This window comes from Pseudomonas sp. IT-P294 (assembly GCF_949767865.1).
Taxonomy (GTDB): Bacteria; Pseudomonadota; Gammaproteobacteria; order Pseudomonadales; family Pseudomonadaceae; genus Aquipseudomonas.
The window spans coordinates 211,432-236,157 of record NZ_CATKQW010000044.1; the positions used below are offsets into that span (position 1 = coordinate 211,432).

Below are 24,726 nucleotides of genomic sequence, written 5' to 3' on the forward strand. Positions count from 1 at the left end.
GCATTCGGCGCTCAATCTCCATGATCCGGCGAAAATCCCCTGTGGGAGCTAGCAGGCTCACTCCCACAATGATCCGTGCAGGTGTTGATGAAGTGCTGAACCAGCGCGCTGGGATCTTGCCGGCAGGCGAGGGCGACGGTGCTGTGGCAATCCGGATCGGCCAAGGGGAGAAAGTGGATATCCGGCGGCGCAATGTCCTGCATCGATTCCGGCAATAGCGCGATGCCGAACCCGGCCTGGATCAATTGCAGCTGCGTGGTTTTACGCGACACCACCCGAGCCGCCCGGGGAAAGAAGCCTTGGCGCATGCACAACTCGGCGGATAGATAGCTCAGGCCGCCGCGCTGTGGATGAGGGATGGAAATGAACGCTTCATCTTTCAACTGTGCCAGATCGATGCCGCCTGCGGACTTATCCACAGCCAGCCGATGATTCGGCGGCACCGCGAGCAACAGACGTTCGCTGTACAGCGGAACGATGTGCACCCCCTCACGCTGACGCAGCACCGGCAGGCGTAACAAACCCACATCAAGGCGACCTTCGGCCAGGTCTTCCAGTTGCGCTTCGGAAGACAGCTTGGCGATTTCCATGGACACGCCGGCGTGCTGATCCAGATAAACACTGATGCCGCGCAGCAGTTGGCCGCTCATCGTCACGGTGCTTGAGTGACTCAGGCGCAAAATGCCCCGTTGACCGGTTCCCACCTGGGTGGCCATTTCGCTGGCCTTGGTCAGTTCGTTCAGCAGGTTTCTGGCGCGAGGCAAAAAGGCTTCACCCGCCGCCGTCAATCGTGGCTGGCGCGCGGTACGCTCGAACAGCGGTGTTTGCAGGCGGGTTTCCATATCCTTGATCTGTCGGCTCAAGGCCGATTGAGCAATAAACAGGCGTTCGGCCGCCGCGCTGAAGCTGCCGCTCTCGGCGATTTCCACGAAGTAACGCAATTGGCGGGTTGAAAGCACGAGGTATGCCTTTTTGAGATGAGTGGCCGGTGTTGAAGATATTAGTCGCAACGCCGGGTGCTGGCTAAAGTCATCACAGGAATAAAAGGAAGCCGCGTCGATGAATGTGTTGGAGTTGTTAAACCAGTGGCCGTGGGGTGCGGTGGATTGGTTGGTGATTGGGCTGGGCATCGCCCTGGCCTACATCGTGTTCGGCATCGCTGGTTTTGGCACCGCGCTGGTGGCTGGGCCGGTTCTGATTCTGTTCATGCCTCTGTCGAAAATCGTGCCGCTGTTGGTACTGCTGGATTTCGTCGCCGCGTTCGGCAATCTGCTGCCCTCGCGGCGAAATGTAGAGCGGTCGGAGTTGCTGCGACTGCTGCCGTGCATGGCGGTGGGTTGCACGTTGGGGGTGATTTTTCTGCTGAACCTGAAGTCCGATGTGTTGCTGCTGTTGATGGGGCTGTTTATCAGCGCCTATGCGATTTACAGCCTGTGGGTCAAAACCCGGCCGACGCAATTGTCCGCTATTTGGGCGGTGCCGATGGGCACGGTGGGCGGGATGTTCGGGGCACTGTTTGGCAGCGGTGGTTTTCTGTATGCGATCTATTTGAACAGTCGGTTACCCAAGGACGAGGCCCGGGCCACCCAAAGTGCGCTGATCAGTTGCAGCACGGTGGTGCGTTTGAGTCTGTTTGCCATCGCCGGGGTGTATGCCGAGCTACCCTTGTTGATATTGGCGTTGTGTTTGTTGCCAGCGATGGCGGTGGGGCTGTGGATCGGCCGGCGATTGACCATGAAGTTGTCCCGCGAGGCGTTCGTGCGGCTGGTGACCTGGTTGGTATTGGCCAGCGGGATCGCCTTGATCGGGCGTTACTTGAGTACTTGACCGGATTTCGTCAGGGATTAAGCTGCCGGCCGCAATCCCACAGGGGGATCATTAAGTATTGGCAGGCTTGCACCATGAACTCGCAAAGCATCATCGTCCCGAAAATCTCCACGCTGCCGGTTCACGAACCCCGGGCCCGGGCCGTCGTGCGTTGGCTGGTGCGCAAGAACATCGTCAAGGAAGAGCTGACCACGTGCGGTCGTACCGGTAACCGCATGGCCCACGCCATTGCCGAGGGGGCTCGCGACGTGGTGTTGCGCCCCGAAGCGCTGCCATTCGGCGAGCCGATCAATGGCCTGGAGATCATCACCAAACGCTGCATCTATACGCCCGCCAAGGGGTTCCTGAGTGAGGCTGGCTGCCCCGAGTGTCGCAAGGAAATCGGTGAAGCGTTGTTCGAAAGCCTGGAAGACTGGATGCCAGGACGCACCGATAATTTCACCTGCCCCGAGTGCGGGCATGAAGATGACATCAACGGGTTTCTTTTCTTGCAGGAATGCGGCTTTTCCAACCTGGGGTTCATCTTTAACAACTGGGCCGAGGCCGGGTTCAAGCAGGGCTTTATCGACGAGTTTGCCGATTGGCTTGATCTGCCCGTCAGTTGGGTGAAAGTCGAGTTGTAGGAAGTGACAATCCCCGTATATCAGTAATGCTAATAATAGACAGAGTTTTACATTGAACCCGAGGGGGTGTCTGACTATAATGGCGCGCTTCCATTTTCCCGCTCGGGAGCCCCCGCGATGCTGCGTATCAGCCAAGAAGCTCTGACATTCGACGACATTCTCCTAGTGCCTGGTTATTCCGAGGTGCTTCCTAACGAAGTCAGTCTCAAGACCCGCCTAACCCGTGGCATCGAGCTGAATATTCCTCTGGTTTCTGCCGCCATGGACACCGTTACTGAAGCCCGTCTGGCAATCGCCATGGCTCAGGAAGGTGGCATCGGTATCATCCACAAGAACATGACCATCGAGCAGCAAGCTGCCGAAGTGCGCAAGGTCAAGCGTTACGAGGCCGGCGTGGTCAAGGACCCGATCACTATCGAGGCCGATGCCACGGTTCGTGAGCTGTTCGAACTGACCCGCATGCACAACATCTCCGGTGTTCCGGTATTGCACGATGGCGACCTGGTCGGCATCGTCACTTCCCGTGACGTGCGCTTCGAAAACCGTCTGGACGCCACCGTCCGTGAAGTGATGACGCCTAAAGAGCGTCTGGTCACGGTCAAGGAAGGCGCCGACAAGAACGACGTCCGCGAGCTGTTGCACAAGCACCGCATCGAACGCGTCCTGATCGTCGACGACAAATTCGCCCTCAAAGGCATGATGACCGTCAACGACATCGAAAAAGCCAAGGCTTACCCGCTGGCCAGCAAGGACGATCAAGGTCGTCTGCGCGTAGGCGCTGCGGTCGGCACCGGTAAAGACACCGGTGACCGCGTCGCGGCCCTGGTCAATGCCGGCGTTGACGTGGTGGTGGTCGACACCGCACACGGTCACTCCAAAGGCGTGATCGACCGCGTTCGCTGGGTCAAACAGAATTTCCCTGAAGTGCAGGTCATCGGCGGCAACATCGCCACCGGCGCTGCCGCCAAGGCCCTGGCCGAAGCCGGCGCCGATGCAGTCAAGGTCGGTATCGGCCCTGGCTCTATCTGCACCACCCGGATCGTCGCCGGTGTCGGCGTCCCGCAAATCAGTGCCATCGCCAACGTCGCCGCTGCCCTTGAAGGCACAGGCGTGCCGTTGATCGCCGACGGCGGCATCCGCTTCTCCGGTGACCTGTCCAAGGCCATCGTAGCCGGTGCTTCCTGCGTGATGATGGGCTCGATGTTCGCCGGTACTGAAGAAGCGCCGGGCGAGATCGAACTGTTCCAGGGCCGTTCGTACAAGGCTTATCGCGGCATGGGTTCGCTGGGCGCCATGTCCCAGGCTCAAGGTTCTTCCGACCGTTACTTCCAGGACTCCTCGGCAGGCGCCGAGAAGCTCGTACCGGAAGGCATCGAAGGCCGTGTGCCGTACAAGGGCAGCCTGAGCGCCATCATTCATCAACTGATGGGTGGCCTGCGCTCCTCGATGGGTTACACCGGCAGTGCCGACATCGAAGAAATGCGCACCAAGCCTGAGTTCGTGCGGATCACCGGTGCTGGCATGGCCGAGTCCCACGTTCACGACGTGCAAATCACCAAAGAAGCGCCAAACTACCGCGTAGGTTGAGGCTTCAAGCAAAAAGTTAAGTAACCGGGGCTGTTTTATTCAGCCCCGAGTTGTTTCTGAATCACGACTGTTTCTGAATTACTTAGACGAGACTGAATCATGGCCCTCGACATTCACGCTCACCGCATCCTGATCCTCGACTTCGGTTCCCAGTACACCCAGCTGATTGCCCGCCGCGTGCGTGAAATCGGCGTGTACTGCGAACTGCATCCGTTCGACATGGATGAAGAAGCGATTCGCGAATTCGCTCCAAAAGGCGTCATTCTCGCCGGCGGCCCCGAGTCCGTGCACGAAGCCAACAGCCCTCGTTGCCCGCAAGCGGTGTTTGACCTGGGCGTGCCGGTCTTCGGTATCTGCTACGGCATGCAAACCATGGCCGAACAACTGGGCGGCAAGGTTGAAGGCTCCGATCTGCGTGAGTTCGGTTACGCCCGTGTCGACGTGGTCGGCAAGAGCCGCCTGCTCGACGGCATCGAAGACCACATCGACGCCGATGGCCTGTTCGGCCTCGACGTATGGATGAGCCACGGTGACAAAGTCACTAAGATGCCGCAGGAATTCCACATCCTGGCCAGCACCCCGAGCTGCCCGATTGCCGGCATGTTCGACGATGCTCGCGGCTACTACGGCGTGCAGTTCCACCCGGAAGTGACCCACACCAAGCAGGGCGGTCGCATCCTGTCGCGCTTCATCCTCGACATCTGCGGCTGTGAAGCCCTGTGGACGCCGTCGAAGATTGCTGAAGACGCCATTGCCAACATTCGCGCCCAGGTCGGCACCGACAACGTACTGCTCGGCTTGTCCGGCGGCGTTGACTCCTCGGTAGTTGCCGCGCTGTTGCACAAAGCCATCGGCGACCAACTGACCTGCGTCTTCGTCGACAACGGTCTGCTGCGTCTGCACGAAGGCGAGCAAGTGATGGCCATGTTCGCTGAGAACATGGGCGTCAAAGTGATCCGCGCCAATGCCGAAGAGCAGTTCCTGAACAACCTGGCCGGCGAGTCCGACCCAGAGAAAAAACGCAAGATCATCGGTCGTACCTTCATCGACGTGTTTGATGCCCAGTCCAACAAACTGGACAACATCAAGTACCTCGCTCAAGGCACTATCTACCCGGACGTGATCGAGTCGGCTGGCGCCAAAAGCGGCAAGGCTCACGTGATCAAGTCGCACCACAACGTGGGCGGCCTGCCGGAAGAAATGAACCTCAAGCTGGTTGAACCCCTGCGCGAGCTGTTCAAGGACGAAGTCCGTCGTCTGGGCCTGGAACTCGGCCTGCCGTACGACATGGTCTACCGTCACCCGTTCCCGGGCCCGGGCCTGGGCGTGCGGATCCTCGGTGAAGTGAAGAAGGAATACGCCGACCTGCTGCGTCGTGCCGACCACATCTTCATCGAAGAACTGCGCAAGGCCGACTGGTACCACAAGGTCAGCCAGGCATTCGTGGTGTTCCAGCCGGTGAAATCGGTTGGCGTGGTTGGCGATGGCCGTCGTTACGCCTGGGTAGTTGCCCTGCGTGCCGTTGAAACCATCGACTTCATGACCGCGCGTTGGGCACACCTGCCTTACGAACTGCTGGAAACCGTCAGCGGCCGGATCATCAACGAAATCGAAGGTATTTCGCGCGTCACTTACGACGTGTCGAGCAAGCCGCCAGCGACGATTGAGTGGGAGTGATCCCGGTCTGATTGATCGTCTGTAACACCTGAAAGCCCCGTGAACGCGAGTTCACGGGGCTTTTTTTATATCAGGAGCCAGCCACTCTGATCGGTCTCAGGCCGATGAGTCTTAACGCTGTCGAGAGGTCCGTGATGTTGGGGAAACGTCGGCCGTTGAGGGACGGCCAACTTGGCCGCTCAATGTAGAACGTACCGGAATCACGATGGATCACTGTGCGAGCGATAGTGCCGTCGCTGCTGCGGTGAATGAGCGTGGGCGTGTTATCGATATTCGTCACTATGCAATCACCCGTATTGCGCAGGCTCTTTTCCAGTGTTTCGGCCAGCACAACACTGGGCGGTGTATCCAGTTGCAGACGCAGATCACCTTTGACGCTGGCCAGCGGCCGGCCGAAGTTATCGGTGGGAATGCGTCCCGGGTCCACTTCGATACCTCGCGCCGTACCTGCATCGGTGCTTTCTATGCGCAAGCTGATGCCGCCCTCCAGTTCGCTGACACCGGGCACGCCGCCCCATGTGCTGGCGTGACTGTCGCCCATTAGTGCGACCCAGCGATGAGCACTTCGGGCAGCCTGGTCGGCGCTGATGACCTGATGGGCAAAAAAATTCATCATCCTTTGCCGGAAATCAGGTTCGACACCGGTCATTCCCGTGCTCCGGTAGCTGGCCATGCAATCGATGGCCTGTATCCGGATATGGTTTCGGCGGGCCGCCTTGACCACTTCCAGAAAGGTGAACTGACCGCTGGGGTCGGTGCCGTGCCCTTGATCCAGAACTTTCAGGTAGTTCTCGAGATTTTCCGACATCGTTCCCGTTCGGTTGAAGACATCCAGGTCGGCCTGATGAAAGTCGGTCAGCAAGTGCTCCATGTAGAGCGTCTTGACCTTTTGCTTGCTGAGCACCTCCATGTTTTCAATCAGGAACTGCTTGCTGGCGACACTTGAATGGCTCTCACCGACCACCAGTCCTGATGCCTGGCGAAACAGCTTCTTGATGATGTCTTTGTAGGGCAGACGCGCTGGCAGCGTAGGGATTTCGGGCCTGGCCGGAAGGGTGTTTGATTCGAAGAATTCTGTGGCGTCCCGGTACAGGGTTTTGCGCATGTCCTTGAAGTCGGCAACGGGATTGCTGCCGTCAGGCTTGGGCAGGCTGGCGGTGTAGTCTTTGAGGTCGTATTTGCTTCCTCCCCCTTGAGCAAGGTTTTTGAGCTGCTCGCGCGAGGCCTGTGGCATATCGTATGCGCTGGGCGGGCTATCGATGTCAGGCAGTGCGGTGCTGTCACGGCCCCACGGCCATAGTCCGTCGAACTTGCCGCCACCGAACAGACCCGGACGGTTGATGGGTTGCCATTCTCCCGCTGCATCCAGCCGGACCGGCAGGCTGCGATAAAACGAATAGGGGTTGGCCGGGTCGATGATGACCCAGGTTTTCAGTGCCTCGACGTAGCGTACAAGGTAGTAACTGTCGTTGATCAGCACATAGTTGCCGCCGTTCGGCGGCTGATAGATGCCAGCGAATTTGCCTTCGTCGCTTACAGGCAACAAGCCATCCAGCACTTCATTGGTTTCAAAGGATGACAGCAGCTCCGCACCTTGCTCGGCATACGCCGGGCCGGGGGCGAATCGGGCGATGGGTGGGAGCCCTGAAGGGCTGGTGGGGCGTTCATTGGCAGGTTCAGTGACGCTGTCCTGTGGCGTGAAGGTTTCGCTGGCTTCACTGACTTCGGCGAGCTCCGTTGCCCCACGCAGGAAAGGCAGGTTGAACAGGGTTTCGATACCGCTGAAGATGGCACCCAAGACCCCCGCCTTACGCTCAGCCTTAGTGCTGCCATTGATTGCCTGGTCAATGTTCAAACCCATATCGGCAATGCCGGCGCCAACGGCAGCCAGCGCCACGGGCCATCCAAGGCCCGCCATCGAACTGAAGAGGTGGACGAACGCGTTCAAATAACCGATCCACATCTTTTTTCGCAGTTGTCCGTTGGAGTGCAGGGACAGGTCCGCATCGCTGTACATGCGCGCCTTCACCGAGTCGCGCAACCAGCTGAAAACATCGCCGGTGATCGGCTCGGCGTTTTGATTGATTAGGTGATGGTCGTAGGCGCCCCACGTGGTGTAGAGCAGGTCGATCGTGGCGTTCAAACCGATTTTGCCGTCGTCCTGCTGTTGGGCGGACAACGGGAAATGGCTCATGAATCGCGCCCGATTCTCTGCATAGTTGTTTTGCAGTAATAGCCACCAATGAAAATCGAGCAGGGTGGTAAAGATGTGGAACGTCTGGGTTTCACCCGGTGTGTAAAGAATGTTCACGCCGTTGCGATCGGTGATGCACAGGATATCGGTCGCCTGATAACCGCCGATATCCAGTGCGCACACGCGTAATCCGTCCACCGTCGGTGCCTGCGCTTGCAGCATGTCGAGGCTGACTGGCCAGCTCACATTGCCGGCCACGGCTTTGATCACTGTCTTGAGGTTTTCGTTGTTCAGTCGGGCGCCGTCGTGTTCGTCCAGTGCCTGCACCAGGAAGTTGAGTTTGGCGAGGGTCCGAAAATCGTCCGAATGGAGTGGCCAGAATCGCTCCATTTTTTCTCGGTAGGACTGAGCGAAATTGAGGGCCCAGAAGTCCTTCAGAACATCCCTTGGGTACATCCTGATTTCGTTGGTTTCGTTAAAAATCGAGGCGTGAGGGCCTACGCTGTAGAAGCCGCCGTCGCCATCCGGCATGCCAGGGTCTTCCTGATCGCTGAGGCGGAATCGCTGGACCACCAGTTGCGGCAAGGTCAGCGACTCGCAAGGCTTCGGATAACGCTCCCAGCCCAGAAAAGCCTTGGTGCTGCTGACTGACACATTATCGAAACGGTGCCACCAGACCTTGTCCGGGTCGATACCTTTGATTCCGTGTTTATCGAGTATGCCTTTTGCGACGTCGTAGGCCATCGCATGCATGTCGGGGCAGGCCTCGGTAAAAGGCAGCACCAGTGCTTTCAGGGATTGCTCGTCCGTGGGATTCGGCAAAAGGGATGGGGCAATTGATTCAGGTAAGTTCATTTCTCGCTCCTTGAGAAAATGGGACGGTGAGGATCGCCCATTTGCTCAGGAGGAGTGCACTACATAGATATGCCCACACGGGATGCGCAATCGTGTAGAGGCAGCGACGCACTGCGGCCATCCGCCACGCAGCCCTTACTGTTTCTCATCCGCAGGTGTATCGTATTCGCCTTTTGCAGGCCCGCAGGCCTGTCGCTGATACGTGAGGTAGTTGAGTTCATGTCCTTTACCCGTCGACAAATACTCGGTGGTCTGGCCGGTCTTGTGGTGGTTGGCGTGGGGGCCGGTGGCGCGTCGCGCTATTGGTTGGGCAAGATGGCCGACGCTGACGCCGGCCATGACTATGAGCTGATCGCTGCGCCGCTGGACGTCGAGCTGGTCGCCGGGCACAAGACTCAAGCCTGGGCGTTCGGCCCGTCGGCACCTGGCACCGAGTTGCGCGTGCGTCAGGGCGACTGGCTGCGGGTGCGGTTCATCAACCACCTGCCGGTGGCGACCACCATCCATTGGCATGGCATCCGCCTGCCGCTGGAAATGGACGGTGTGCCGTACGTTTCGCAATTGCCGGTGCTGCCCGGCGAATACTTCGACTACAAATTCCGCGTGCCCGACGCTGGCAGCTACTGGTATCACCCGCACGTGAACAGCAGCGAAGAACTTGGTCGCGGCCTGGTCGGCCCGCTGATCATCGAAGAGCGCGAGCCCACCGGTTTCAAGTACGAGAAAACCCTGAGCCTCAAGAGCTGGCACGTGGATGAAGAGGGCGCTTTCGTCGCTTTCAGCGTTCCTCGCGAAGCCGCCCGTGGTGGCACCGCCGGGCGCCTGTCGACCATCAACGGTGAATCGCAAGCGGTGATCGACTTGCCCGCCGGGCAAATCACCCGCGTGCGTTTGCTCAACCTCGATAACACGCTGACGTATCGCCTCAATATTCCCGGCGTCGAAGCGCAGATCTACGCGCTGGACGGCAACCCGATCGAACCGCGCCCGTTAGGCAAGGAATACTGGCTTGGCCCGGGCATGCGGATTTGCCTGGCGATCAAGGCACCGCCGGCCGGTGAGGAGTTGTCCCTGCGCAACGGCCCGGTTCGCTTGGGCACGTTTCGTTCGGTGGCGAACACCGATGCTCCCACCGCGTGGCCGCCCGCGCTGCCCGCCAACCCGGTGGCCGAGCCGGACCTGGCCAATGCCGAGAAACTCAACTTCAATTTCGAATGGGTGGGCTCGGTCTCGGTGAACGTCGACAACGGCAAGCCACCCAGCTTGTGGCAGATTAACGGCAAGGCCTGGGACATCACCGACAAGACCTGCGCCGACCGCCCGATTGCCAAGCTCGAGAAGGGCAAGAGCTACATATTCGAATTGAAGAATATGACTCAGTATCAGCACCCGATTCACCTGCATGGCATGAGCTTCAAAGTCATCGCCTCGAACCGGCACAAGGTCATTCCGTATTTCACCGACACTTACTTGCTGGGCAAGAACGAGCGTGCACAAGTGGCCTTGGTGGCGGATAACCCGGGGGTGTGGATGTTCCATTGCCATGTGATCGACCACATGGAAACCGGCCTGATGGCCGCAATCGAGGTGGCCTGATGCGTCAGATTCGTCCCGCCGCAATCATTGACCGCAGCCGCGACCGCGACTTCATGCGCGAAGCCCTGGCCCTCGCGGCTCAAGGCGCGGCCCTTGGCGAAGTGCCGGTCGGTGCGGTGCTGGTGCAGGACGGTGAAATCATCGGGCGCGGATTCAATTGCCCGATCAGCCGCCACGACCCGAGTGCCCATGCCGAGATGGTCGCGATTCGTGCTGCAGCATTAGCGGCCAGCAACTATCGCCTGCCGGGCAGCACGCTCTACGTGACGCTTGAACCGTGCAGCATGTGCGCCGGGCTGATCGTGCATTCGCGGATTGCGCGGGTGGTGTATGGCGCCCTGGAACCGAAAGCCGGGATTGTGCAGAGTCAGGGGCAGTTTTTTACCCAGGGCTTTTTGAATCACCGGGTGCTGTATGAAGGCGGGGTGTTGGCCGAGGAGTGCGGGGCGGTGTTGAGCGAGTTCTTCAAGGCCCGAAGAGCTAAACCAGCAGACTGAACACCGACACCTGTGGGAGCGAGCTTGCTCGCGATGGCGGCGTATCAGTCCATGATCGTTCCCACGCTCTGCGTGGGAATGCCGCCCGGGACGCTCCGCGTCCCTTTGCAAGCGTGACGCAGAGCGTCACCGGATGCATTCCCACGCGGAGCGTGGGAACGATCGATCTGGTGTCTGAGAAATTGGAGTTTTACTTGCGGGCGACGATGACGGCACGCATCGGCGCCGGCAGTCCTTCAATGGTCTTGCTGTGATCCTCGGGATCAAGGAAGTCACTCAGCGACTGAAACTTCATCCACTCCGTCCCGCGTTGTTCCTCGACCGTGGTCACGCTCACGTCGACACAGCGAACATCGGTAAACCCGGCGCGGCGCAACCACAACTCCAGCGCCGGCACCGACGGCAGAAACCACACGTTACGCATCTGCGCATAACGGTCTTCCGGCACCAGCACCTGTTGCTGATCACCTTCGATCACCAGCGTTTCCAGGACCAGCTCACCGCCCTTGACCAGGCAATCCTTCAGCGCCAGCAAGTGCTCGATTGGCGAGCGCCGGTGATAGAACACGCCCATGGAAAACACCGTGTCAAAGCCTTCCATGTTCGGCGGCAGGTCTTCGAACGGGAATGGCAGGTGCCAGGCATTGGGTTCAGACAGGTAACGCTGCACGGCCTGGAACTGGCAGAAAAACAGCCAGTTCGGATCGACGCCAATCACACTGTCGGCCCCTGCGCCGAGCATGCGCCACATGTAGTAGCCGTTGCCACAGCCGACATCGAGGATGCGTTTGCCCTTGAGGTCCAGATGCGGCGCGACCCGCGACCACTTCCAGTCCGAGCGCCATTCGGTGTCGACGTGCACGCCAAACAAGTCGAACGGCCCTTTGCGCCACGGCGACAGCCCCATCAGCGCTGTGCGCATTTGCGCACGGGTTTCGTCGTCGCACTCGGTGTCCAGCGTCAGGCCATTGAGCAGGTCGACTTCACTCGGCTGAATTTTTGGCAACGCGTCCAGCGCACTTTGCCAACGTTCCAGGTCGCCGTGACCCTTCTCCATTTTCTTGTCGAGTTGCGCTTGCAGGGTGTTGGCCCATTCGGCCAGTGGGGTGCCAGCCAGACGGCGGGCGAGGGGGGACAGATCAATCATGGCAAGGCAATCAACGAGGCAAAGTTAAGACACTGGAACCACGGCACGACTTTCGAGAACCCGGCCGCCATCAGGCGTTCGCGGTGTTCTTCGAGGCTGTCGGGCTTCATGACGTTTTCGATGGCGCTGCGTTTCTGGGCGATTTCCAGTTCGCTGTAGCCGTTGGCGCGCTTGAACGCGACGTGCAGATCGGTGAGCAGCGCATGTTCTTCAGGATCGTTGAAGCGCAGTTTCTCCGACAGAATCAGCGCGCCGCCGGGCAGCAGCGATTGACGGATGCGCGAGAGCAAGGCGGTGCGCTGGTCGGGGGCGATGAATTGCAGGGTGAAGTTCAGCGCAACGACCGAAGCAGGCTGGAACTCAAGGGCGAGGATGTCGCCTTCGATCACTTCCACCGGCAGCAACTCCTGGAACATCGAGTCCTGACCGTTGAGGTATTCGCGGCAACGCTCGACCATCGCTGCGGAGTTATCCACAGCGATGACGCGGCAACCGTCGGTGCGTACGTGGCGACGCAACGCTTGAGTCACGGCCCCCAAAGATGAACCGAGGTCGTAGAGCACGCTGTTGGGTTGGGCGAATTGCGCGGCGAGCACGCCGAGGTTTTCAACGATGGTCGGATAACCTGGCACCGAGCGCTTGATCATGTCCGGGAACACCCGCACCACGTCCTCGTTAAAGGCGAAGTCGGGCACCTGGGCCAAAGGCTGGGCGAAAAGGCGATCGGGTTCTTTGCTCACGGCGGTTCCAGCAGCTTCGGTTGAAAAGGCTGGCATTTTAGCCAAATTGACGGGGGGATGCGCGGGTTGTCTGATAAAGCGCCGGGCAGATCCGGACTCTATGTTTTCAGGGAGACCGCTATCGCGGGCAAGTCCGCTCCCACAGGTACAGCGCTGTCCCTGTGGGAGCGGACTTGCCCGCGATGAACTCAGTGCGGTTTCGGGCCAAACGCCGATGCGGTGATCCCCCATTGCCCCAACCAATAGCTGAGGATGATCACGTAAGGCGCTGCGTCGAACGGCACGACAAATCGGCTGATGCCAATCACGCTGTCGGAGAACACAAACGCCACCGCACCGGCCGCCGCCAGCAGGGCCGAACGTTGGGGCACATTGCTGCCCAAACGAGCCAGCGCGCGCCAGAGCATCGCGCTGATGGCCAAACCGTAGACGATCACCGGAATCAGTAACGGGCCCAGTCCGTGGGAAATCAGGATCCCCAGCAGCACCGAGCCCACCACGAGGGCCATCACCAACGGCAACAACGCCAACCGCCGGCAGTCGCTCAAATAGGCCTTCAGATACGCCAGATGCGCGACCAAAAACGCACCGAGGCCAAACACAAACAAATCCCCCGGCCACGCCAGCAACACATCGCCGAGCAGGGAGAAAATCAAACCTAGACTGATCCAGCGGCGGTACTCAGTGGGCGGTGCGTCGTGCAACCAACCGAGCAAGGCCAGCACCGGCAGTGGCTTGACCAGCAGGCATAACAACGCGGCATGCACGCTGAGCCCATAGAGGAACGTCACCGCACCCATCAGCGCCAGGATCAGCCAACCCATGATCAGTTAACCGAGATCGCGCAGTCGAAGGTGTCCACCGGCAGCACTTCCGGCGCCCAAGGCTGTTGGGAAGTCAGGCGCAGACGACCGTTGCCGGCGGCGAACGCCTGAAAGCGCCAAGTGGAAATACCGGCACTGCCGACAATTCCGGCGTCTTCGGGGTTGCTATAGACCTCGGGGCCGAGTGCTTGCAACACGCCGCCGGCGGAGTCTTGAATCGCCCAGCGATATCCGGTGGTCGGGTTACTGGGCAGGGTCAGGATCAGGTTTTGCCCGCTGCGCAGTTGCACGGGGCATTCGCTTTGTTTTTCCACGGTCACGTTCTGTTTCGGTTGCGTGGTGCAAGCCGCCAACAGTGAAAGGGCGAGGGGGACAAACAGGCGAGTGGGGGACATGGGGGCAGAGGCTCCGGCGTTCACGACGAACGGCGAGCATAACTGAAGATGAGACAAAGTGTGACGGCGCTGCGGGAGGGATCGTTCCCACGCTCTGCGTGGGAATGCCGCCCGGGACGCTCCGCGTCCCTTTACAGGCGTGACGCAGAGCGTCACCGAATGCATTCCCACGCAGAGCGTGGGAACGATCAGGTTGTGGGGTCAGAACAGAATCTTCGCCACATCCGCAAAGCGTTTGGCGAAGTGCACGGTAATCCCTTCCTTCAGATAGTCCGGCAGTTCTTCAAAGCTTCCACGGTTCGGCTCGGGCAGGATCAATTCAAAAATCTTCTGCCGCCGCGCTGCGATGACCTTCTCTCGCACCCCGCCAATTGGCAGTACGTGCCCGGTCAGCGTCAGTTCTCCGGTCATGGCCACGCCTTTTTTCGGCGGCTGGTTGCGGGCGAGCGAGAGCAGGGCGCTGGCCATGGTCACGCCGGCGCTTGGGCCGTCTTTCGGAGTTGCGCCTTCCGGGACGTGCAGGTGGACGAAGGCTTCGTCGAAGAACTTCGGATCACCGCCAAATGACTTCAGGTTCGAACTGACGTAGCTGTAGGCGATTTCCGCCGACTCTTTCATCACATCGCCCAGTTGCCCGGTGAGTTTGAAGCCTCGGTTCAAGGTGTGGATTCGCGTGGCTTCGATCGGCAGGGTCGCGCCGCCCATGCTGGTCCAGGCCAGGCCAGTGATGACACCGACCCCGGACAGCACTTGCTCGTTGCGGAACACTGGATGGCCGAGGGAGGCTTCGAGGTCTTTGGGGCCGAGCTTGATCACCGCTTTGGGTTCGTCGATCAGCTTGACCACGGCCTTGCGCACCAGTTTGCCCAGTTGTTTTTCCAACTGACGCACCCCAGCTTCACGGGCGTAACCGTCGATCAGGGCCTTCAACGCGCTGTCGCTGATGCTCAGGCTGCTTTTGGATACGCCGGCCTTTTCCAGCTGCTTGGGCCACAAGTGGCGCTTGGCGATGGCGATTTTTTCTTCGGTGATGTAACCCGACAGGCGAATCACTTCCATCCGGTCCAGCAACGGGCCGGGAATCGAGTCCAGGGTGTTGGCCGTGCAGATGAACAGCACTTTGGACAAGTCCAGGCGCAGGTCAAGATAGTGGTCGAGGAATTCGACGTTCTGTTCCGGGTCGAGGGTTTCCAGCAGCGCCGAGGCCGGGTCGCCCTGGTAGCTTTGGCCCATCTTGTCGATTTCGTCGAGCATGATCACCGGGTTCATCACTTCGACGTCTTTCAACGCGTGGACGAGTTTGCCCGGTTGCGCGCCGATGTACGTGCGGCGGTGGCCCTTGATTTCGGCTTCGTCGCGCATGCCGCCGAGGCTGAAGCGATAGAACGGTCGCCCGAGGGATTCGGCGATGGATTTGCCGACGCTGGTTTTACCTACGCCCGGTGGGCCGACCAGCAGCACGATGGAACCGCTGATCTCGCCTTTGTAAGCACCGACCGCGAGGAATTCGAGGATGCGGTCCTTGATGTCGTCGAGGCCGGCGTGGTGCTTGTCCAGCACTTTGCGCGCGTGCTTGAGGTCGAGTTTGTCTTCGCCGTACACGCCCCACGGCACCGAGGTCGCCCAGTCGAGGTAGTTGCGGGTGACTGCGTATTCCGGGGAGCCGGTCTCGAGGATCGACAGCTTGTTCATTTCCTCTTCGATGCGTTTTTGCGCCTGGGTCGGCAACACTTTGCCTTCCAGGCGTTGCTCGAACTGTTCGATGTCGGCGCTGCGGTCGTCCTTGGTCAGGCCCAGCTCTTGCTGGATGACCTTGAGTTGTTCCTTGAGGAAGAACTCGCGCTGATGTTCGCCGATCTTGCGGTTAACTTCGGCTGAAATCTCTTTCTGCAGGCGTGCGACTTCGACTTCCTTGCGCAGCATCGGCAGGACTTTTTCCATGCGCTTGAGCATTGGCACGCAGTCGAGCACTTCTTGCAGTTCGCTGCCGGTGGCCGAGGTCAGGGCTGCGGCGAAGTCGGTCAGTGGCGAGGGGTCGTTGGGGCTGAAGCGGTTGAGGTAGTTTTTCAGTTCTTCGCTGTACAGCGGGTTGAGCGGCAGCAGTTCTTTGATGGCGTTGATCAGCGCCATGCCGTAGGCCTTGACCTCATCGGTCGGCTCGGTGGGCTGGTGCGGGTATTCGACTTCGACCAGGTACGGCGGGCGATGGTGTTTGAGCCAGGTGCGGATGCGTACGCGGGTCAGGCCTTGGGCGACGAATTGCAGTTTGCCGTTTTCGCGGCTGGCGTGGTGCACTTTGACCAGGGTGCCGTAGAGCGGCAGGGCCGAGGTGTCGAAATGGCGTGGGTCTTCCTGGGGGGTGTCCATGTAGAACAGGGCCAGGGAGTGGTGGTCGGATTTGCTGACGAGGTCGAGGGTTTCGGCCCAGGGTTCTTCGTTGACGATGACTGGCAGGACTTGGGCCGGGAAGAACGGGCGGTTGTGGATCGGGATGATGTAGACCTTGTCCGGCAGGTTTTGGCCGGGCAGGGCGAGGCCTTTGCTGGAGGCGGGGTGTTCGGCGTTTTCTGGGTCGGCGTATTCGCTCGGGTCTTCGGGGAATTCTTGCTGGTCGCTCATGGGGCACCTGCGCAATGGGGTATGGGTCTTAGATGGGGCGGGTTGGCTGCGGTTTCAATGGGCTGGGATATTTCTGGGTGTGTTCAGGGTTTGGACGGGTGCTGGGGACTTGGCGGCCTTTGGGCCGACCATGTTCTTATGGGGGGGGGTATATATCCGTTGCTGCGGTAACGGCGGCTTAGGGTTTCGCCCTGACGGCGACTCACTTTTTTTGACAAACGCCTCAAAAAAAGTAAGCAAAAAAAAGGCTCGCCCCGGCGTCCGGCCCCTCGCTGGGGCTCGGTGTTCCTTCGTTCCGGCATTCATCTGGGGGCATCGCCTCCGGTCTGCTTCGCGACGACCTCCTCTCGATGTGTGCGGCTTCGCCGCACGGCGCTACGCGCCTGCCCCCCAGATGAACGCCTCCACTCAGCCTGCCGAAGGGGCGGGTAGATCAAAAGCTGCAGGCGAGCTAACGCTCGGCCTGTTGAGTGGTTAAAAGCGGGCGGTGTACCTTGGTTTTTATTGTGGGAGCTGGCCTGCTAGCGATGGCGGCCTGCTAGCCGACCAATCTCTTGCAGGTGTGCACGAACCCTGTGGGAGCGGGCTTGTCGGGTCGCCGCATCGCCGCGATGGCGCCCGGCCAGCCGACCAGTCTCTTCCTGCCGCCAGTTGATCGTTCCCTACGCTCCGCGTGGGAATGCAGCCCGGGACGCTCCGCGTCCCGAAGGGGCAGGTGGATCAAGATCAAGAGCTGCAGGCGAGCTACCGCTCGGCCTGTTGAGTGGTGAGGAGCGGGCGGTGTACCTCGGTTTTTATTGTGGGAGCTGGCCTGTCGGGTCGCCGCATCGCAGCGATGGCGGCCTGACAGCCGACCAATCTCCTGCAGATGTACACCGAACCTGTGGGAGCTGGCCTGCCAGCGATGGCGGCCCACCAGCCAACCAATCTCCTGCAGATGTACACCGAACCCTGTGGGAGCTGGCTTGCCAGCGATGGCGGCCCACCAGCCGACCAATCTCTTGCAGGTGCACATCGAACTCTGTGGCAGCTGGCCTGCCAGCGATGGCGCCCTGCCAGCCGACCAATCTCTTGCAGATGTACAAAACTTATTGTGGCTGCGAGCTTGCTCCCACAGGGATTAGCGGTGTGGCGAAGGTGTCGGCAGTTCGACGTTATCCAGCATCCGGTTCACCGCCAGCTCGGCCAGCATCACAATCTGCTGAATCGCCATTGCCGTGTGTCGGTGTGGGCCTTCGAGATAGCCGGCGAAGTCACTGGCCATGACACTGGCCTGGGCCAGTGACTCGCAGGTGTGGGCCAGCAGGTCTTCGTCTTTGATGTCCGGCGCAACCAGGAACAGGGTGCTGGGTTTGCGGTTAGCCGGTGATTTGAGGGCGGCAGGGTTGAGGTAGTGGTCCAGCGCACGTTCGGCGGCGTCGTTGAATTTTTTGGAATCGGCGGATTCGTAGGGGGAGACGTCGTCTGCGGCGGGCGGGTTTGGTGTTTCTTTGATCATGGTGATACTCCAAATGAAGGTTCGGCTGCCACTGATCGCTGCGACGCGATGTGAAGGAGGCAGCTGTACGCGGGGTCGCAGACCGAGCCATTTGGAAACCCGGCATACCCGAAGGTATCCCGCGCACAGCCACCATGAAACCAATCGACAAACTATGAAGGAGAGTCGGTTGAGGGCGGTGATTATGCACCAAGTAATCCAGTTCAGACCGCGAAGCCCGGCCGCTGATTTTGCAGCGACCCTCAAAGCCTATCTCCCAGCCTTCCGACACAACAACCGCCAGAACATGTCGGAATCGTCCTCTGGAATTTTCATTTCTGTAGGACGTTCGCAGATTTTTTCAGGCCAACCTCGACCAAATGCGGGAGTGAGCCTGATCGCGATGGCTGTTTAACATTCAACACTGGTATCGACTGACACGCCGCCATCGCGAGCAAGCTCGCTCCCACAGGGATTAGCGGTGTGGCGAAGGTGTCGGCAGTTCGACGTTATCCAGCATCCGGTTCACCGCCAGCTCGGCCAGCATCACAATCTGCTGAGTCGCCATTGCCGTGTGTCGGTGCGGGCCTTCCAGATAGCCGGCGAAGTCACTGGCCATGACGCTGGCCTGGGCCAACGATTCGCAGGTGTGGGCCAGCAGGTCTTCGTCTTTGATGTCCGGCGCAACCAGGAACAGGGTGCTGGGTTTGCGGTTGGCCGGTGATTTGAGGGCGGCAGGTTTGAGGTAGTGGTCCAGCGCGCGTTCGGCGGCGTCGTTGAATTTTTTGGAGTCGGCGGATTCGTAGGGGGAGACGTCGTCGGCTTCCGGGGGATTGGGTGTTTCTTTGATCATGGTGAAGCTCCAAGTCAGTAATGGAGCTGCCACTAATCGCCGCGATGCGATGGAGGGTGGCAGCTGTACGCAGGTTCGCGGACCGAGCACTTGGTAAACCCGGCATACCCGAAGGTATCCCGCGCACAGCCACCATGAAACCAATCGACAAACTATGAAGGAGAGTCGGTTGAGGGCGGTGATTATGCACCAAGTAATCCAGTTCAGACCGCGAAGCCCGGCCGCTGATTTTGCAGCGACACCCAAAGCCTATCCCCCCGGCTTCCGACACAACAACCGACACAACCTGTCGGAATCCCCCTCAACAATCGCTTCGTCTGTAGGACCTCCACAGATTTTTCAGACTGATCTCAATCGAAATGTGGGAGCGAGCCTGCTCGCGATGGCTGTTTAAAATTCAACATCTCAGTCGTCTGACACACCGCTATCGCGAGCAGGCTCGCTCCCACTGGTGATCAGTGGTGAGGCGAAAATAGCGGCCACAAAAAAAGGCGACCCCCTCACAGGAGTCGCCTTTGCTTTAACCGCCGCTAAACCTTACTCGGACAGTTTGTACGCCATCACGTAGTCACCTTGCTTGGTGCCCAGCGAACCATGGCCGCCAGCGACGACGAGCACGTATTGCTTGCCGTCTTTGCCGGTGTAGGTCATTGGGGTGGTTTGCGCGCCAGCGGGCAGGCGGCCTTCCCACAGTTGCTTGCCGTTTTTCATGTCGTAGGCACGCAGGTACTGGTCGAGGGTGCCGCTCAGGAAGCCCACGCCACCTGCGGTGGTGAAGGTGCCGCCCAGGCTAGGTACGCCCATGCTCAGCGGGATTGGAACCGGTGAGCTGTCGCGCACGGTGCCGTTTTTGTGTTTCCAGATGATTTTGGTGGTGGTCAGGTCGACCGCTGTCACGTAACCCCAGGCCGGTGCCTGGCATGGCAGGCCCAGAGGCGAGAGCAGGGGTTCGAGGATGACGCCGTATGGCGCGCCCTTGTTCGGTTGCACGCCTTGGGTTTCGCTTTTACGCGGGCCCTGGGCGGCGATTTCGGCGGCCGGGATCAGTTTCGATTTGAACGCCATGTAGTCCGGGTTCATGAAAGCGATCTGACGCACCGGATCAACCGAGATGCCGCCCCAGTCGAACACGCCGAAGTTGCCTGGATAAACGATCGAACCTTGCAGCGATGGCGGCGTGAACGGGCCGTCGTAGCGCATGGATTTGAAGTCGATCCGGCAGATCAGTTGGTCGAACGGAGTCACGCCCCACATGTCGCGCTCTTTGAGGGGCGGCGGCATCAGGTTGAGGTCGGATTTCGGTTGGGTCGGCGAGGTGTGATCACCTTCGACAGCACCCTGCGGAACAGGCACTTCGTTGATCGGCACGATCGCTTTGCCGGTGGTGCGATCCAGCACGTAGATGCTGCCTTGCTTGGTGGACGCGAGCACGGCCGGTTTTACACCGTCCGCGGTTTTCAGGTCCATCAGGGTTGGCTGGCCGCCGACGTCCATGTCCCACAGGTCGTGGTGGGTGAACTGGAAGTGCCAGCGCACTTTACCGGTGGCAATGTCGAGGGCGGTCAGGCCGGCAGCGTGCAGTTCCGATTCCGGGGTGCGAGCGCCACCGAACTGGTCGGGGGTCTGGTTGCCCATCGGCAGGTAGAGCATGCCGAGTTTTTCGTCGACGGCGAACATGGACCACATGTTCGGCGAGTTACGGGTGTAGGTTTTGCCTTCGGCAATCGGCGTGGTGTCGTCCGGTTTGCCGCTGTCCCAGTTCCACACCAGTTTGCCGGTGTGCACGTCGAACGCGCGGATCACGCCGCTTGGCTCGTCGGTGGAGACGTTATCGGTGACGTGGCCGCCAATCACGACCAGGTCTTTGGTGACGGCTGGCGGCGAAGTCGAGTAGTAACCGCCGGCATTGAAGCCGCCGATGTTGGCGCTCAGGTCGACCTGGCCTTTGTTGCCGAAGTCTTCGCACATTTTGCCGGTGTCGGCGTTCAGGGCGATCAGACGGGTGTCGGCGGTCGGCAGGAAGATCCGGCGTGGGCAGGCGCTGGCAACTGGCGCGCTGGCGCTGCCGGTCGGGCTCTGTTCGGAGGCGTAAGCAGCATCATCGTGATACGACACGCCACGGCAGGTCATGTGCGCCCAGCCCTTGAAGTTCGCCGCGTTCTGCGTGGAGAGCTTCGGATCGAAACGCCAGATTTCCTTGCCGGTGTCCGGGTCCAGCGCGATCACCTTGCTGTGCGGCGTGCAGACATACAGCATGCCGTTGACTTTCAGCGGGGTGTTTTCGGCCGTGGTTTCGCCTGGGTCATTCGGCCCTGGCAGATCGCCAGTGCGAAAGGTCCAGGCCGGGACCAGTTTGTTCACGTTTTGCGGGGTGATCTGCGCCAGTGGCGAGTAACGATCGCCATGGGCGCTGCGGCCGTAGGAGTTCCAGTCACCGTCGGGCATGGCCGGGGCGGTGTTGGTCATGCCCGGCACGCTGTCGCGGTCCAGTTGGCCTTTGATTTCACCAGGGTTGGTGAACTGGCTGGCCAGTGCGGTAGCGCCTGCCAGCACCACGGCAACGCTCAGCGCGCCAGTGCCCATCGGCGCGGGGCCGGTGATCAGCAGTGGACGGCGGAACCACGGCAGCAACATGACGATGCCCAGCGCAAACAACATCGCCAGACGCGGCACCAGTTGCCACCAGTCGAGGCCGACTTCCCACAAGGCCCAAACCGTACTGGCGAACAACACCAGTGCGTAGAGGCCCAGCGCAGCGCGGCGAGCCATGATCAGCAGCACGCCGGTCAGCGTCAGGCCGATACCGGCCAGCAAGTAATACAGCGAGCCGCCGAGCATGCTCAGCTTGATCCCGCCTGCCAGCATGGCCAGGCCCATTAGCAGAAGCAGGATGCCGAGCAGGCTCGGCAGCAAACGGCTTCGACTCAAAGCACCATCAGTGCTCATAGTGTGGTTCTCCGTGACGTTTTAAGTAGTCCCGCGCAAGTTCACTGTAGATGACGATCTGGCGTGGGCATGGTTCAGTTATAAAAGTGAAACTTGATCCTTGTGGGAGCGGGCTTGCTCGCGAAGAGGCCATCAGCCTCAACATCAATGTTGACTGACCCACCGCTTTCGCGAGCAAGCCCGCTCCCACAAGGGTTTTGTGGTGTGGGTCAGAACGATGACTGGATTTTTATCCCGCCAATCAACGCGTCATCGACCTTGTCCACGCCACCGGGGTGGCGGATGTATTGCAGGTTCGGGCGCACGGTCAGCCAGTTCGTGACGTGCACGCCGTAATAGAGTTCGGCGCTGTATTCGGTGTCCTGCGGCGGCAGAAACGACGGGTCGTCAAAGTCGAAGACCGCGTGGGCCTGATTGGTTGCCTCGGCGTTCTTGCGAAAGGCCGGGTTGACGTGAACCCGCGCCAGGGCGAAGCCGATGTCGTCTTTGGCGCGTGCATCGAACAAGCCTTTGTAGACGACGCCCGCCTGGACATAGTTGTCGATGGCGTTGGTCTTCTTGTCGTGCATCGTGCCGTTGGCGAACACGCTCAAGCCGCGCGAGTTGTCGCTGGCACGGCTGGTGATCTGCTGCTGTATGCCGAGCCACACGCCGTGTTTGCTCGACGCGCTGCGGTAAGCCTCGCCACTCAGGGCGGCGGGCTGGCCGTTGCTGTCCTTGTAGACATCGGTGGCGTTGGCGCTGCTGTAGTAATAACCGGCGCGGTATTCACCCGGCAGGCCATTGAGCTTGGGCGACCACACCAGTTCCACCGGCAGGATCGCGCCCTGGGTGCCACTGCCGCTGAGCTTGAAGCCGTTGCCGCGATCGAGGTTCGACGGGTTCTGCTCATACGCGCCAATTTGCGCGTACAGCTCTGGCGTCAGGTGATATTTGACGCGCATCGCCCACTGGCTGACCGGCCAGTTGTACCAGATGCCACCGACCCAGTTGCCGACCTGGGAGCCGCAGAACGCCAGGTTCTGGAAGTCGCAGGGGAAGCTGTTGAAGTCCTCGCCTTCGCCGAAACGACCGACTTTGATGTCGAGCTTCTGATCGAAGAATTTCTGCTGATACCACATCTGCGTCAGGCGCCAGGTTTGCCCACGCCCCCAGACTTCCTGGGCCGAGGTGAAACCACCGACGCGAGGATCGTTGATCCGGTCGTTGCTGATGTTATTGCCGTTGCGCTCGGTGACGGTCAGCTGAAATTCAGCCGCGTTCCAGCCCAAAATTTTCTGCAAGTCCAGGTGGGTGCCGAGGCCGAACTGATCGCTGTAGCGTGTGGTGCGGTCATGGTCGTAGCCGCCGTGCAGATTGCTGCCCATCTCGCCGGTGTAATCGACTTTGAAGTCGTAGCCTTTTTCCGAAAGTTCGGTGCGCGTGCCATTCCAGTCGCCGAGCATCCAGGGTGATTCGCTATCAAAGGCTTGAGCGGCCTGGGTGCACGTGGCGAGGCCCATCGCGGTGAAACCGCCGATCAGGTTGAGTGCTTTTCGGCTGGCAACAGCGATGCGGACAGCGCTGTCTCGCGAAGTTTGAAAATCAGGCATAAAGGAGAAATTCTGGGTCTTTTTCTAAGGGAGTGAACTGAACGCGGCAGGAGTGAAGCGGGCAGCGGAAGCGTTTCAGCTTGACGGGCGCAAGGATAATGTCCTGTTACAAATAGAGAAAGTGCTTTTAGTGACATGAATTATTTCGTATTTGGTAACAGTGCCGTGCGCCGATCCGGTAAAGGTCACCTACATTTAGGGGATAGCGCACAGAGCGCTTCCACCCGGCCACACCGTCGGCTAAGGTGCGCGGCTTCCCAACCTGACATCGCTCGAAGGCCCGGCATGACCGAACAGAACAACGACCCGCTGCATGGCGTGACGCTGGAACAAATCCTCAACGCCCTGGTTGAACACTACGAATGGTCGGGGCTGGCCGAGCGCATCGATATCCGCTGCTTCAAGAGCGACCCGAGCATCAAGTCGAGCCTGACGTTCCTGCGTAAAACCCCGTGGGCCCGGGAGAAGGTCGAACGCTTGTACGTGAAGTTGATGCGCACCAAGCGTCCGGTCTGAACATGGTCAAGCTGTTGGCGCCTGGTGCTGTCGCAAGGCGTCGTTGTGTGGCGGTGGCGGCGGTGCTCGGGTGGGCCGGTTTGAGCATCCAGCTCTACCTGATTTTCTACTCGCGTTGGACCTTGGCGGCCAGTCTGCTGGGCGGGCTGTTGAGTTTTTTCAGCTATTTCACCGTGCTGACCAATACGCTGGTGGCGACCGTCCTGACCTGCGAATGGACGTCCCGCGAATCGGCGGCGCGCCGCTGGTTTTTGCAGCCGTGGGTGAGCAGTGGGATTGCCGTCAGCATTGCCGTGGTCGGTCTGGCGTACAGTCTGCTGCTGCGCCATCTGTGGCATCCCGAAGGCTGGCAATTGCTGGCCGATGAGCTGATGCATGACGTCATGCCGTTGCTGTTTCTGGTGTATTGGGGGGGCTGTGTGCCCAAGGGCACGTTGCGGGTGCGGCATATCGGCCGGTGGGTGATTTACCCATTGGTGTATTTCGCCTATTTACTGCTGCGTGGGCATGAGTTGGCGGTCTATCCCTATCCATTCATTGATGTGGACAAGCTGGGTTATCCACAGGTGTTTTTGAATGCCGCAGGGTTGCTGGCGGGGTTTGTGCTGATTGCGCTTGGGTTGATCGGTTTGGATCGGTGGCTTGGGCGTCGTGCAAAGGATCGAGATTTTTAGTGGTTGGCCCATCGCCATCGCGAGCAAGCTCGCTCCCACATTGGATCGATTGTGAGCAAATGATCTGTGAACAACCGAGCCCTCTGT

19 protein-coding genes are annotated in these 24,726 nt (G+C 59.9%); 8 read left to right on the forward strand and 11 right to left on the reverse strand.

Annotation, left to right across the window (positions count from 1 at the left end; genetic code table 11):
* Positions 1 to 11: 11 nt before the first annotated feature.
* Entirely contained in the window at positions 12 to 959 is a 948-nt protein-coding gene (locus ACM6I0_RS23815) for a LysR family transcriptional regulator (RefSeq protein WP_414923424.1), read from the reverse strand.
* Between the two features lie 100 nt (positions 960 to 1,059).
* Here ACM6I0_RS23815 and ACM6I0_RS23820 point away from each other — a divergent pair, with 100 nt between their 5' ends.
* The 4 genes from ACM6I0_RS23820 (at position 1,060) to guaA (ending at position 5,714) form a co-directional block, all read left to right on the forward strand.
* Entirely contained in the window at positions 1,060 to 1,827 is a 768-nt protein-coding gene (locus ACM6I0_RS23820; protein ID WP_414923425.1) for a sulfite exporter TauE/SafE family protein, read from the forward strand.
* A gap of 74 nt (positions 1,828 to 1,901) precedes the next feature.
* Complete coding sequence (locus tag ACM6I0_RS23825) at positions 1,902 to 2,450, forward strand: sugar ABC transporter ATPase (protein WP_414923426.1); 549 nt, start codon at positions 1,902 to 1,904, stop codon at positions 2,448 to 2,450.
* Between the two features lie 117 nt (positions 2,451 to 2,567).
* Positions 2,568 to 4,037, forward strand: a complete 1,470-nt coding sequence (gene guaB, locus ACM6I0_RS23830; RefSeq protein ID WP_090180524.1) for an IMP dehydrogenase — start codon at positions 2,568 to 2,570, stop codon at positions 4,035 to 4,037.
* Positions 4,038 to 4,136: 99 nt separating this feature from the next.
* Positions 4,137 to 5,714, forward strand: a complete 1,578-nt coding sequence (gene guaA / locus ACM6I0_RS23835) for a glutamine-hydrolyzing GMP synthase (protein ID WP_090180527.1) — start codon at positions 4,137 to 4,139, stop codon at positions 5,712 to 5,714.
* A gap of 70 nt (positions 5,715 to 5,784) precedes the next feature.
* On the opposite strand, the gene ACM6I0_RS23840 is transcribed toward guaA, so the two are convergent.
* Positions 5,785 to 8,763: a dermonecrotic toxin domain-containing protein gene (locus ACM6I0_RS23840; RefSeq protein WP_414923427.1), complete on the reverse strand. Its 2,979-nt coding sequence runs from the start codon at positions 8,761 to 8,763 to the stop codon at positions 5,785 to 5,787.
* Between the two features lie 219 nt (positions 8,764 to 8,982).
* Between ACM6I0_RS23840 and ACM6I0_RS23845 the strand changes: the two genes are divergently transcribed.
* Together ACM6I0_RS23845 and tadA are read left to right on the forward strand one after the other, a co-directional pair.
* Positions 8,983 to 10,359 (forward strand): multicopper oxidase family protein, encoded by a 1,377-nt coding sequence (locus tag ACM6I0_RS23845; RefSeq protein ID WP_414923428.1) that lies wholly within the window; start codon positions 8,983 to 8,985, stop codon positions 10,357 to 10,359.
* Positions 10,359 to 10,856: a tRNA adenosine(34) deaminase TadA gene (tadA, locus tag ACM6I0_RS23850; RefSeq protein WP_414923429.1), complete on the forward strand. Its 498-nt coding sequence runs from the start codon at positions 10,359 to 10,361 to the stop codon at positions 10,854 to 10,856. The genes ACM6I0_RS23845 and tadA overlap by 1 nt, the downstream gene beginning before the upstream one ends.
* Positions 10,857 to 11,046: 190 nt before the next feature.
* Here tadA and cmoB read toward each other — a convergent pair whose 3' ends face one another.
* From cmoB to ACM6I0_RS23895, 9 genes are all read right to left on the reverse strand, one after another.
* Positions 11,047 to 12,003 (reverse strand): tRNA 5-methoxyuridine(34)/uridine 5-oxyacetic acid(34) synthase CmoB, encoded by a 957-nt coding sequence (gene cmoB, locus ACM6I0_RS23855; RefSeq protein WP_285432265.1) that lies wholly within the window; start codon positions 12,001 to 12,003, stop codon positions 11,047 to 11,049.
* A complete protein-coding gene (gene cmoA, locus ACM6I0_RS23860; RefSeq protein WP_197678923.1) occupies positions 12,000 to 12,779 on the reverse strand; it encodes a carboxy-S-adenosyl-L-methionine synthase CmoA in 780 nt (259 codons plus the stop codon). The genes cmoB and cmoA overlap by 4 nt, the downstream gene beginning before the upstream one ends.
* A gap of 152 nt (positions 12,780 to 12,931) precedes the next feature.
* Positions 12,932 to 13,567: a lysoplasmalogenase gene (locus tag ACM6I0_RS23865; protein ID WP_414923430.1), complete on the reverse strand. Its 636-nt coding sequence runs from the start codon at positions 13,565 to 13,567 to the stop codon at positions 12,932 to 12,934.
* Between the two features lie 2 nt (positions 13,568 to 13,569).
* Complete coding sequence (locus ACM6I0_RS23870) at positions 13,570 to 13,962, reverse strand: protease inhibitor I42 family protein (RefSeq protein WP_414923431.1); 393 nt, start codon at positions 13,960 to 13,962, stop codon at positions 13,570 to 13,572.
* A gap of 201 nt (positions 13,963 to 14,163) precedes the next feature.
* Positions 14,164 to 16,581 (reverse strand): endopeptidase La, encoded by a 2,418-nt coding sequence (lon, locus tag ACM6I0_RS23875; RefSeq protein ID WP_285432270.1) that lies wholly within the window; start codon positions 16,579 to 16,581, stop codon positions 14,164 to 14,166.
* A 1,120-nt stretch (positions 16,582 to 17,701) separates the two neighbouring features.
* Entirely contained in the window at positions 17,702 to 18,079 is a 378-nt protein-coding gene (locus tag ACM6I0_RS23880; protein WP_414923432.1) for a DUF6124 family protein, read from the reverse strand.
* Between the two features lie 454 nt (positions 18,080 to 18,533).
* A complete protein-coding gene (locus ACM6I0_RS23885; RefSeq protein WP_414923433.1) occupies positions 18,534 to 18,911 on the reverse strand; it encodes a DUF6124 family protein in 378 nt (125 codons plus the stop codon).
* Positions 18,912 to 19,448: 537 nt separating this feature from the next.
* Complete coding sequence (locus ACM6I0_RS23890; RefSeq protein WP_414923434.1) at positions 19,449 to 21,857, reverse strand: glucose/quinate/shikimate family membrane-bound PQQ-dependent dehydrogenase; 2,409 nt, start codon at positions 21,855 to 21,857, stop codon at positions 19,449 to 19,451.
* A 209-nt stretch (positions 21,858 to 22,066) separates the two neighbouring features.
* Positions 22,067 to 23,449, reverse strand: a complete 1,383-nt coding sequence (locus ACM6I0_RS23895; RefSeq protein WP_414923435.1) for a carbohydrate porin — start codon at positions 23,447 to 23,449, stop codon at positions 22,067 to 22,069.
* 285 nt (positions 23,450 to 23,734) lie between these two features.
* Here ACM6I0_RS23895 and ACM6I0_RS23900 point away from each other — a divergent pair, with 285 nt between their 5' ends.
* Positions 23,735 to 23,965, forward strand: coding sequence for a VF530 family protein (locus ACM6I0_RS23900; protein WP_259156632.1), 231 nt, complete (start codon positions 23,735 to 23,737; stop codon positions 23,963 to 23,965).
* Between the two features lie 2 nt (positions 23,966 to 23,967).
* Positions 23,968 to 24,639, forward strand: coding sequence for a Pr6Pr family membrane protein (locus tag ACM6I0_RS23905; protein WP_414923436.1), 672 nt, complete (start codon positions 23,968 to 23,970; stop codon positions 24,637 to 24,639).
* The last annotated feature ends 87 nt before the right edge of the window (positions 24,640 to 24,726 follow it).